The organism is Pseudanabaena sp. BC1403, assembly GCF_002914585.1.
In the GTDB taxonomy this organism is placed as follows: Bacteria; Cyanobacteriota; Cyanobacteriia; order Pseudanabaenales; family Pseudanabaenaceae; genus Pseudanabaena.
The window spans coordinates 53,864-65,292 of the sequence record NZ_PDDM01000029.1 but is presented as its reverse complement, the minus strand read 5'-3'; the positions used below and the strand labels follow the sequence as shown (position 1 = coordinate 65,292).

General features: G+C 42.9%; 12 protein-coding genes. 4 read left to right on the top strand and 8 right to left on the bottom strand.

The window, feature by feature from the left end; genetic code table 11:
- Positions 1 to 132: 132 nt before the first annotated feature.
- The 3 genes from CQ839_RS20780 to CQ839_RS20770 all read right to left on the bottom strand — a co-directional run bounded on the left by CQ839_RS20780 (position 133) and on the right by CQ839_RS20770 (position 4,038).
- Positions 133 to 1,782, bottom strand: a complete 1,650-nt coding sequence (locus CQ839_RS20780) for a DUF3352 domain-containing protein (protein WP_103670204.1) — start codon at positions 1,780 to 1,782, stop codon at positions 133 to 135.
- A gap of 57 nt (positions 1,783 to 1,839) precedes the next feature.
- On the bottom strand, positions 1,840 to 2,868 hold the full coding sequence (locus CQ839_RS20775; protein WP_103670203.1) for an ABC transporter permease: 1,029 nt from the start codon (positions 2,866 to 2,868) through the stop codon (positions 1,840 to 1,842).
- Between the two features lie 75 nt (positions 2,869 to 2,943).
- The gene (locus CQ839_RS20770; protein WP_103670211.1) at positions 2,944 to 4,038 is read right to left on the bottom strand and encodes an ATP-dependent 6-phosphofructokinase; all 1,095 of its coding nucleotides are present in this window, start codon (positions 4,036 to 4,038) and stop codon (positions 2,944 to 2,946) included.
- Positions 4,039 to 4,375: 337 nt separating this feature from the next.
- On the opposite strand from CQ839_RS20770, the gene CQ839_RS20765 reads away from it, so the two are divergent.
- The 4 genes from CQ839_RS20765 (at position 4,376) to CQ839_RS20750 (ending at position 6,235) form a co-directional block, all read left to right on the top strand.
- Positions 4,376 to 4,717, top strand: a complete 342-nt coding sequence (locus CQ839_RS20765; protein ID WP_181016274.1) for a hypothetical protein — start codon at positions 4,376 to 4,378, stop codon at positions 4,715 to 4,717.
- A 62-nt stretch (positions 4,718 to 4,779) separates the two neighbouring features.
- Positions 4,780 to 4,992 (top strand): hypothetical protein, encoded by a 213-nt coding sequence (locus CQ839_RS20760; RefSeq protein WP_103670201.1) that lies wholly within the window; start codon positions 4,780 to 4,782, stop codon positions 4,990 to 4,992.
- A 4-nt stretch (positions 4,993 to 4,996) separates the two neighbouring features.
- Positions 4,997 to 5,581, top strand: a complete 585-nt coding sequence (locus CQ839_RS20755) for an aspartyl/asparaginyl beta-hydroxylase domain-containing protein (protein WP_103670200.1) — start codon at positions 4,997 to 4,999, stop codon at positions 5,579 to 5,581.
- Positions 5,582 to 5,635: 54 nt separating this feature from the next.
- Positions 5,636 to 6,235 carry a phycobiliprotein lyase gene (locus CQ839_RS20750; RefSeq protein ID WP_103670199.1) on the top strand — a complete coding sequence of 200 codons (600 nt, stop codon included), beginning with the start codon at positions 5,636 to 5,638 and terminating at the stop codon, positions 6,233 to 6,235.
- 67 nt (positions 6,236 to 6,302) lie between these two features.
- On the opposite strand, the gene CQ839_RS20745 is transcribed toward CQ839_RS20750, so the two are convergent.
- The 5 genes from CQ839_RS20745 to cysE form a co-directional block, all read right to left on the bottom strand.
- Positions 6,303 to 7,436 carry an amino acid ABC transporter substrate-binding protein gene (locus tag CQ839_RS20745; RefSeq protein WP_103670198.1) on the bottom strand — a complete coding sequence of 378 codons (1,134 nt, stop codon included), beginning with the start codon at positions 7,434 to 7,436 and terminating at the stop codon, positions 6,303 to 6,305.
- Between the two features lie 512 nt (positions 7,437 to 7,948).
- Entirely contained in the window at positions 7,949 to 8,788 is an 840-nt protein-coding gene (locus CQ839_RS20740) for a hypothetical protein (RefSeq protein WP_103670197.1), read from the bottom strand.
- Positions 8,778 to 9,293: a hypothetical protein gene (locus CQ839_RS20735; protein ID WP_219817829.1), complete on the bottom strand. Its 516-nt coding sequence runs from the start codon at positions 9,291 to 9,293 to the stop codon at positions 8,778 to 8,780. The genes CQ839_RS20740 and CQ839_RS20735 overlap by 11 nt, the downstream gene beginning before the upstream one ends.
- A gap of 152 nt (positions 9,294 to 9,445) precedes the next feature.
- Positions 9,446 to 10,258: a TIGR04255 family protein gene (locus CQ839_RS20730; protein WP_258040815.1), complete on the bottom strand. Its 813-nt coding sequence runs from the start codon at positions 10,256 to 10,258 to the stop codon at positions 9,446 to 9,448.
- A 356-nt stretch (positions 10,259 to 10,614) separates the two neighbouring features.
- Positions 10,615 to 11,379 carry a serine O-acetyltransferase gene (gene cysE / locus CQ839_RS20725; protein WP_103670208.1) on the bottom strand — a complete coding sequence of 255 codons (765 nt, stop codon included), beginning with the start codon at positions 11,377 to 11,379 and terminating at the stop codon, positions 10,615 to 10,617.
- Between the last annotated feature and the right edge of the window lie 50 nt (positions 11,380 to 11,429).

Here is an 11,429-nt window from a genome sequence, read left to right as displayed (position 1 = left end):
AGAAGTCGCTGATGGTTTCAAGGAAAATCTACCTATCATTTTTGATGAATATCTTCCTAAATGGAATTATAGAGCCATTCCTCAAAACAACTGAAATGCATAAGTTATTTATTTTTCATTCCTTACCCATAATCACTTCAGAATTAAGAAAAGTTCACCATTCTGCATACTTTTATCGGTACTAGTAATGGCAAAACCACCTACTTCAATATGTTTAAAGATTTGTGCTAGAGGAGAATTACTGATGTTTTGCGTTATTTCACTTGTCTCCTTAAGATTTAATAGACTTGTCTGTACCCAAGACAGATCGAGATTCTTGTCGATATATCCATAGGTTAGGCGATCGCTAGGCAACTTCGCTGAAATAGTCTTAAAGCTTTTTGATGCTGCGATAGATTCACTATTCTTCAAAGTTAAACTAGATTCTAAAACTGCGAGCGAATTTGACAAATATACATAATCTTTAGTTTGGGTATGCGCCGCCACTACATTTCCAGACACTTTAGAATTATCGTTAGTAGAAAGATTTGTCCAGATGGTCACAGGTTGAGCCTTCAGTGAGATTTCACCCACTGTGAGCTTATTTCTAACAAGTTGATCAAGGTTGGCGATCGCTTCTTTCGTAACGTTTGCATCTTCCACTTTTGCCACTAACAACCAATCAAGAGCATGATTGGCTTTAGGAAGTAAGGCGATCGCGTAGTCATGCTGCGCCCATGCCAAAGTATTACTATCCAAAGTAATTGGTGCGATCGCTTTTATTAGCGCTTGTTTCCATTCAGGAATCAAGATATTTTGCATCTCTTGCAAAGTTTCGCCGAGATTATTACCAATGATTACAGAACTAGCTAATGGAATCTTATTGGCGCTATTGCTAGAGTTTTTTGGAGGAGTTTTGAGCTTAGTTGTTTGGGTGTCAACGACAGTTTCGAGCTTTTCGCTTGCCAAGTTCAGCGCCGTTTTGGCTCTAATTCCCGACTTGTCAAAACTGAGACTCATTAACAAGCTTTCTTTGGGCAACTCCTCGCCTAACTCGGCAAGATTCACGTAAGCCACGCCAACTTTGCCTACATTTTTGCCAGTATTAAATTGCGCTAGGCGATCGCGATAGTTTGCCAGATTCATCAGCGCCAAGTCAGGCTTTTGCAGCGCATCTATGGCTTTATGTAATACTCGCGCATCGTTGGCAAACAAGACAAATTTATCCAAAGTTGTCCCCGCGATCGCAGGTTTATCTTCAGCAAAACTAGTCTTTAAAATCGAGATCCCCTGATATTGCTCAAACCCTAAATCTGAGCCATTCACCGCCAATCTCTGCCAAAAAGCGTCAATGCTTGTTTTGGCAAGATCAGCATCTTTAGCTGCAAATGCTAATAGATATCCTGTTTGCAAACCATTAGCAGGTTGCTGATCAAGATCAACATCGGTTACGGCTAAGGTGATTTCTTGATCGAGCCAAGGTTGAATATCGCGCTCGTAGTCTAGCAACCAGTTTTGCTGCAATTGCTGTTTGAGGTTAGACAATTCATGCCGCACATCGCCGCGATCGCTTGGTTTCGCTGCCAACTGGGTGAATAATTCTAATTTGTCTGGATTTACCAAAAACGATAAAAATAAAGGCGATCGCTGCGGTAAAAACTTCACAGCTAGAGGCTGAGTTTTGACTCCCGCCAAAACATCACGGGGATTTGCTCCAAAAATCTTGCCCACCGCGCTCAAGCTCAGCACCAGCAGCAAAACTCCAACTACCGCAATCCCGATAAAAATAGGTTTTATTTTCATACCACTAGCAACAAAAAATAAGATTTTGGAAGGATAAATGACGCTTTGAGTAGCTCTTTAATAACGAATCCTTGGATCAATCCAAGCATTAACAATGTCTACGAGAATACTCGCGATCGTGACGATGATCGCAAAAAATACGACTATTCCCTGAACCACTGGATAATCGCGCCCTGAGATCGCCTCAAACAATCGATTTGCCAACCCTGGCCAAGAAAAAGTAACTTCAGTCAGCACTGCGCCACCTAACATCGACGCTAATGTCAAACCCAAAATTGTAATTACGGGGATCATCGCATTTTTCAGCGCATGATTAAACAAGATTGCTGTGGAATTAATTCCTCTGGCTTTAGCCGCTTCCACATAGTCCGACAGCAAAGTTTGGCGCAAATTCACCCGCACGATCCGCTCAAAAATGCCACTAATCACGATGCCTAAACTTGCCGCAGGCAAAATCAAATATTGGATACTAGTCCAAAGACTTTGCCAATCGCCCTTAATCAAAGCATCAATCGTATATAGCCCAAATATCTGTACAGGCGGCTCCGCACTGGCAGGAAAACGTGTTCCTATTGGCAGCCATCCCAACTGCACCGAAAATACTAATTGCAAGATCATTCCCACCCAAAACAGTGGCAATGAGTAGGTAATAATCCCAAATAATCTGCCACCTACATCCCATTTAGTGTTGGGGCGTAGAGCCGCAATGATGCCTACTGTTAATCCAACCACCAAAGCCACAATCAGAGCATACATCGCCAGTTCAGCAGTAGCTGGGAAAAAGTTTTTAATGATTTGCCAAACAGTTTGCTCGCGGGTACTAATCGATTTACCAAGATTAAAACGGGACAAATCCTGTATATATTCCCAATATTGCGAAAATATAGATCCAGTTAGCCCCACTTGTTCGCGCAAGGCAACCTTAACCTCCTCAGGAGCGCGTGGTCCTAAAATCGCATCGATGGGATCTCCAGGGGTCGCTCGCATTAACAGGAATACGACGGTAGCGATCGCCCACAACATGATCGGTGCAAGTAACAACCGTGCTGTAATGTAATAAAACAGGGCTTTAAGGCGACTAGACATAGGCTGAAGCTTTACTGGACAAGTTTTTTAACTATAGCTTAAAGAGGTTTGCGGCGCTTCGCGCCGCAAACCTCTTTAAGCTAGTTGTTCGATTTCTCCGACGTAAGTCCCTAAACCGATCGCAGTGTGAACCAATGTGCCATGCACATCAACAGCGCTATATTTAGCGATCGCATCGGCAATTGGTACATCAATCACTTCCCGATTTGACCAAGCCACCATGCGATCGTATTTGTCCTCCGAGACTAAATCCACCGCTGCCACACCAAACGCTGCACCAAGAATACGATCAAGTGGTGATGGCGTACTACCTCTCTGAACATGTCCCAAAACGCTGACTCGGCTCTCCATGCCCGTGCGCGTACTTATCTGATCTCCCAGATATTGACCGATGCCACCATAGAGAGTCTGACCAAGACTGTTCGTATATGTGACAGGCTCACCAGTAGGAGTTTTTACCGCTTCAGCGACCACCACTGTACTGAAATTAAAACCACGTAGAGCGCGATTCATCAAGCGATCGCATATTTCATCAAGGTCATAGGGAATCTCTGGGATCAAGATAATATGCGCTCCACCTGCAATTCCTGCGCTTACGGCGATATGTCCCGCATCGCGTCCCATTACTTCTAAAATCATCACGCGGCTGTGACTGATGGCAGTATAGGTTAAGCGATCAAGTGCTTCCACCGCCACACTCACCGCAGTGTTAAATCCAATCGAGTTCTCGGTTACGCCCAAATCATTGTCAATAGTTTTCGGCACTGCCACGAGATTCATATTGCCCTGCTGCGCGAGGCGGCGCAAGATTGCCAAGCTCCCATCCCCTCCAATACCAATCAGTCCATCTAGTCCGAGTTTGTGGTAGCCCTCAATCACTTCCTCAGAGCGATCGAGAATTGTGCCATCGGGCATGGGATAAGCAAAGGGATTGCCTTTATTCACGGTTCCTAAAATTGTGCCGCCGTAGCGAAGAATCCCTGATACCTTTTTCATGTCCAGTAATTCCGCTTCTACTGGACGATTCATCAATCCTTGGGTTGCTCCTTTAATGCCATAAATCTCTATATCGTAGTCACGGGCGCGGCGCACAACTGCCCGAATCACTGCATTTAGTCCACCACAGTCACCACCACTTGTCAAAATACCAATACGCTTAGGCTTTGTCATAAATCTTGTAATAGTTTCTGAATATTGATCGAGAATTGACAATAATTTGTACAGCGCTTTGCGCTGCAACAAAAGTCAAGAAATTATTTGAAAGTGTTGCAAAGCAACACTTTCAAATAATTTCTTGTATTCTTTTTTTCTTTGACCTATTATCACGACAATATCTGTGTAGAGATTTTAAATATTTGTTAACTACGTTCAAAAAGTCCTATAAGTTTGACGGTAAGAATCGCTGCGGCTAATATTTAACCTAACAAGCAGGAATAGGCTCAATAAATCGATGGGAACCAGAGAGATATCAAACGCATTGCGAAAAGCCTTGTTGAAAGACGAAAGCATGTCTCAGGCGCTTTACGAAGACAAACTAGCAGAACATATTGATGAATGGTACGAAGAACTAACCGCTGAGAGTGGAGATTGTGCCTTTGTGATCACTGTAAGAGATGGCGATGTGGCAATGACCATGATTGATAAAGACAAAAATATCTATGTCAATAAAGAAGCCAGAGATCAACTATCAAAGCTATGGGCTAAAAACTACGTCAAAAATGCGAAGCTTCTACTTCCTAGAATGGCTGATCATATCAATGAGTATGGTTTAGCAATAACTGGAATTACAGTCCAGAAAACGCCAAAGCGCTCAAAGGCGATCGGAATGGGCAAAAAGTTTAGTAACTAAGATTAATATTTGTTGTGTTTTCGGTAGTAAACTTACGCATAGAAAGCATATAAACAACTCATATGTATCCTATAGATCCTGATTCTAATTCTGAATCTAATAACCAAAGACCCTCTCTCTTAGTTGAGATTGGACGCGGCTGGGAATGGGTAGTTTTCTCGGTTAAAATTTTGAGCCGTTTGGGTGGCCCCGTCGAGATTACTAAAAATATTTTTATTTCCATTAAAATTTTAGTTGCTCGCACACTTAAGCAATGGGGATTTCGAGGTAAGTAAATCCATGTTTAAAAATCCTACTGATTATGAATTTACTCAAGACTTAGAGGCAAATTGGCAGGTAATCAAGCAAGAACTAGAGCAGATTAGCAGCTCCGATTTTCTTGATTGGCCAGAAAAGTACCTCTATGGCAAAGGATGGCAAACCTTTGGTTTATATGGCTTTGGGATGAAACTTGGTAAGAACTGCAAGATTTGTCCAGAGACGACTAAGCTAGTCAATAAGATTCCGAACATGGTAACAGCAGGATTTTCTTCACTTGCACCAAATGCGCATATTGCCCCTCACACTGGTTATCCTGACGGAGTTTTACGCTGTCATTTGGGTTTAGTGGGTTGTGATGGATGCAGTTTGAGAGTTGGCGATGAGGTGCGAGAATGGCAAGAAGGAAAATGTCTAGTATTTGATGATACAACTGAGCATGAAGCTTGGAATCGTGGCGATCGCACTAGAGTGATTTTACTAATTGACTTTAAAATGGACGCTCTATCAACCAATAGTCAAAATATAGAAGATGCATCATCATCTTCTGGCAAGGGATTTTGGCAAAATCTCAAAGGATTGCTTTCTGGTTCAAAATCTGAATAACAAATTTCTTGTTTAACCTTCTCATTCAATTTTTTAATTTTTATCAACATTATTATGAATGCTTTAGAATTTTTTCAAAAAAGTGCAGGCAAATGGAAATCTCAACGAACTACTCATCATCTCGCCTTTCGCAGAGCTGAAAGGGGTGGTTCAGAAATTTTTGTTAATCCACTCAATGCTGATGATCCAAAGGTGATCGAAATCTGTCAAATGCATGAAGTCGAACCAACCACTGCGATCGGCGGAGCCTATGTTAAATGGGATGGAACGATGGCATGGGATAAAGAAGATGGTGAAAGCCACTCAGGCGAAACTGTATTTGCACTTGTGCCAGATGATGAGACAGGTCGTAAAGGTAAGCTTCTACGCGAACGAGGCTATGCAGAAATTGTGCCCGTGATTGGTCGCTATGAAATCGATGACGAAGAAGCGCTGGTATTAATCACTGATTATGCTTCCATGAGTTCCTATGAACGCTTCTGGTTCCCATCTCCCAATGTGCGGATGCGGGCAAGCTCAGTCAAGCAATTTGGTGGATTTACTCAGGCGACTTTCTGCACTGAAGAACTGATTGAAGAAGCTAATAATACTGAGATATCAGAAGAGATTAGTCCTGTGGCTCAACCTGCGATCGCTTCTGTTTTTGGCTGGTAAGAATAAAAAAAGGAGCGCTATGTGCTTCTCTTTTATATAAAAAAAGGAGCGCTATGCGCTCCTTTTTTTATCGAAATGGTGGTGCGTACATTAATCCACCATTTTTCCAGAGTTCATTTTGTCCACGCGGCAATTTGAATGGACTATCTTTGCCAAGGTTGCGATCGTAAATTTCGGCATAATTACCAACATGCTTAACCACTCGCGCTGTGAAATCGTTAGCGATGCCCATATCTTTACCTAAGCTGCCATCAACTCCTAGAAATCTCCGAACTTCCGCATTTTTACTTTGTAATTGAGTCGTCAGATTCGTCGAAGAAATATCTAAATCTTCTGCCTCGATCGCAGAAAAAATAATCCACTTGACAATATCTGACCATTTCGAGTCACCATCACCAACCGCAGGGGCTAGCGGCTCTTTGGAAATTACAAAATCTAAAACTACATGATTTTCAGGATCAGCAAGTCGAGTACGACGTACTACCAGCGCAGAGCGATCGGCTGTAATTGCTGCACAACGTCCTGACTGATAAGCCGCAAAAGTAGCATTCACGTCTTCATAAACTACGGGCTTATAAGAAAGGTTACGCTTACGCATTTGATCTGCGAGATTTTGTTCTGTCGTTGTCCCAGTTTGAGCGCAAATATCCGCATCCTTTAGATCCGCGATCGCTTTAATATTGCTATCCTTCCGCACCATCACACCTTGACCGTCATAAAAGACTACGGGCATAAAGGCAAGACGAGAAGCGGTGTCTCTGCTCAATGTCCATGTAGTATTGCGGCTTAGCACATCGATTTCGCCAGACTGCAAAGCCGTAAAGCGCTCTTTGGCATTAAGGTTGCGAAACTGCACTGCTTCAGGATTGTCAAATATTGCCGCCGCGATCGCCCGACAAACATCGACATCCAGCCCCGAATATTTGCCCTCTTTATTCACAAAGCTAAATCCTGGTAACTCACCACTGACACCGCAAACCAACTTGCCACGACTAAGTACGTTTTTGAGTCGATTAGCACTACCAACAGTCGATTGATTTGGCTCTGGAATTGGCTCGCAAGCAGCTAAGGCAAAAACACATAAACCTACTAATAACAAAGCGATCGCCTTTTGCCAGAATGCGCTATGAATTAGCCTATTAAGAAACTTTTTCCAGAAGTGCCAGAGACCTTGATTAGGCGATCGCTTTTGATAATGCATGAATGTTTTTTAGATGCTTTTTTGATTGCATTATAGCGGCTTGAACAAAAATCCAAATAAAAAGACTGACAATTAGGTTTCCTCTGTGCGGTAAGCTTAATGTTTAACCCGTATACGATTCCTCACTTGATCCAGAAACTTCCGAGATGGCGGCTCAGTTTACATAATGAAATTATAAAGCAACTAATCTGAATAATACATTATGTTGTCGGGCTAACACGCCATTTGGTTTGGGTGATTAGCCAGAAATTTTCTGCCTAACACCCCGTATAGGGTGATTAGCCCGAAAATTGACATTCAGGCTATATCGCTTATAGTCTTACTAGACAGAAAATTTCCATCTAATACATAGTTAGGCAGCTAGGTTATCTGTGGGACGTTACTTGACTGCTGGCTATGATTGCTTAGCGTTAAAGCACCGTGAGATTCAGCAATAAGCTAAAGCTTTAATGGTTCGGCAAGAGATCACTACTCATGAAGCTTGCAAGTAGTAAAGTAGCATATTCTGTACCTTACGAGGATAAGTGATCCAGATCCAACGGATCGCTCTCAACATACTCCTTTGCTGTCATATCCTCCAAAGCGACTACTGAACCTTCTACATTTTTGTATCGTCCAGATTCAGGGATTAATTGCAGCCACTGGTTAAGAAATTGATCCCATCCTACTCCCTTGAACTGATTCTGATCCTCATCTCGGATAAACCAAAATATAAGTTGGATTTCAGAACTATTCCATGCAGGTTCTGCACGTACCCTAATCTCACGTAAGGCGCGAAGTGCTTCTCCTTCATCAGTAGCTTTATTATGCTTATCTCGTAGACGATTTTGGAGCTTTCTGGCAAAGTCAGTGAAGTCGTCAGGGAAAGCAAATCGAGCACGTTTCCGTGCCAGTGCTTGCCCAAGTACCCTAATTTCGTCATCATTAAGACATCCAGGTTTACGCTCCCATTCTGCTACAACCGCCTTTTCTACTGTCATGACACGGTTGAGGTCAGCGACAAGATAAAGTTCCGCGACCCCTGGAATGTAAGCGTATTGAGGTCGCCTGCTTCGTTGAACGTCATGCAACTGCTGCTCATCAACCTCAACAAGAGGGACGATTTCAACAAATGGGCGTTCGTTACAACTGCGAACAATATCGCAGGTCTGTGTGACTATGGTAAAACCCTTGACTTCAGATGTTGCAAGATCAGTTTCTTCCTTTGCAACATCAGCAGAGTCAGATGTCAAAGGTCGTTGAGGGTTAAAGCGATAGATGAACCAGTGTTCTCCAAGCACACAATCACCCTGACACCATTCTAAAAGAGTGGTGTCTATTGCTTGAATCCAAATGACACGATCATTGACCACTACTATTTTTTCGGCTCCTTACTGCTCTGGCTGGTCTGGATCGTCCTACGTCACGATGGATAGGATCATTGAGAGCATCAACTAGATCTTCGGGCTTCTGAGGCATACGCATTTTACGTGCATCTTCGGACAGAGAACCTAATAATGGTCTTCGGGGCGCATTATTAGAACCAGCGATCCGCTTGAACTCTTCGTATTTACCTGCAACCAGGAGATCGAGAAGGGGATTTCCATTACTATCAGGACGAAGTAAAAGACTGCGATTTAGATTTGCACTTCCTTGGTCAATATATCGAATAGTACCTAAAAGTCGATTAAGATGTTCCTCATTAAAGCGGGATAACGGTTGCCCACTTGCCCAAAAATGAAGACTTCTTCGAGAAACATTAAAGATCTTTGCCAGTTGATCCCAAGTTAATCCACTTAACCTTCTTAGTTCACTAAGAGCCTTTTGTGTTGCTTCTGGAGAACTGGCCGATGCTATAGTAACTCCACTCGTTGTCATTTCTGAGGCAGCTACTAAATTTCGATCAATAGTTTCTCTGGAGGTACTTGTACCAGAGGGAGCGGTTAAAATTCTTGATGTAATTATATTAGGTTTTATATTAGGTTTTCCGACATCGGGAATAAATACAGTTGGTTTAGCCAAAAGCGCATTCATAGCTGACCTCCATAACGCTTTAAGAAATCATCTTCTACCGCCCATCGAAAGAAAGTGTAAATTCTTTCAGCAAAATGTTGTGCTTCACTTATCAACTCCTCAACACGGAAGTCTCGATTCTTGGAAACAGACATGTCAAGATCAAGTATCCAACTGGGATCTGCAACAGCTTCTATCGCCTCTGGATCAAAAGTTGCACCAGCAGGCATAGCTCCCCATCTCGCAACAATTTGCTCGTCTCCGTCGGGAATAGTGAACAAAGATTCACTGATGGTTTGATGAATATGTTCTCTAAAATTAACAGCCATCATCCCCGCTATCTCAGGCTTTACAAGAGAAGATATCTCTTGCAAATTTTGTCCAACAATCCTGTCAATGTATCTCAATCCAAAACGCTCGATACTTGCAGGCTTAAAACTATCATTAAGCGCAATAAGTATATTTTCTAGACGCTTTAAAAAATCACGACGACTCAGGTAAGTCGTCGTTTCAAGCGCCAAAAAATTAGGTGCTAACGAAACTCTCCAGTTCCAGTTATCCGCTTTATCTACAAACCGCCAAGTAACTTGAGGTGCCATTGGAACGACACCCTGATGACTAAAAGTAAAACCCTGAGTTTGTTCAGGCTGGAGGATAGGATAGCTCTCACAAATTGCTTCTTGAAACGAACCCACAAAATCGCTCTTCCCAATTGAAAGAATAGGTGGAAAGCGCAACTGTGCAATCACTCGAATAAGGGGTGCATCTTTTAAGGGCACCTCTTGGGGTAGTGGCGAAGTGAATGGATTGAAATTAACCACCTTTTCCATCCTTTTTAGAGCTTTCAAAGAAATTAATCATAGTTGGAGCCGAGAGATAATACCTATTGTTCACTACCCTTATGATATACCAATAGTGTGAAATAGAGTGTGAAGTTTAAGTAGGCTTTCTCTAGTAAAGCGCCTCAGATTATAGAGGAAAATTGGAGAAAACCCAATACCTACAGCATTTCTAAAGCCCAGCACGGTCGAACAACACTGTTGCAGCGGACTGGCTAAAGCTGCGGGTGGTGATGCAAAGTTTATTGGCAGCTGCTGAACAGCCCCCGTTAGACTGCTTTTTTGAATAAATTATAGAAGCTTGCTAAAAATTCCATAACAAAGGCTCGCGTTGCGAGCCTTTGTTATTAAATACCACCGCCTTCAGAAAAACCTTCATATTCTTCAGGTTCAAAACAATTAGCACGATCGCATGGCGTAAGGTGGCGAGGTCGGACATTCTTGAGCAGTTCTGAATCAATAATGTAATTGTTAATGGGATGCAAGGTGTTAGCCTCAGCATGTCTCTCCAACTGCTCAACGCGACCAATAAGCGATCGGATGACATCGCCTTCAGGATCGGGAACCTGAAAGTGATCAAGAGCGGAAACCCTTACACCATGGCGATGGACAATGCGTCCAGGAATGCCAACCACGGTGCAATCGGGAGGAACACATTTCAAAACAACAGAGCCAGCGCCAATTCGCGAATTGCTACCAATTTCAATATTGCCTAAGACCTTTGCGCCAGCACCAATAACTACGTTGTCGCCGAGGGTGGGGTGACGTTTGCCCGATTGTTTGCCAGTACCACCAAGGGTTACTCCTTGATAAATCAATACATATTCACCAACGATCGCAGTTTCGCCAATTACCACGCCCATACCGTGATCGATGAATGCACCCATGCCAATTCTCGCGCCTGGGTGAATCTCGATGCCCGTTAGGAATCTCGCAAATTGTGAGATCATGCGGGGAATCACGGGTAACTTAAGAGTATGCAGCCAATGAGCAAAGCGATATAGGGCGATCGCGTGAAGTCCTGGGTAGCATAACAGCACTTCTAGCCAGTTACGCGCAGCAGGGTCGCGTTCAAAAATGATTGCGAAGTCAGCTCGCAGTGTTTTGATAATATTTTTCAACGGTTTTAAAACCCTTTTTTAAATGCTACTGCTGATTTTAA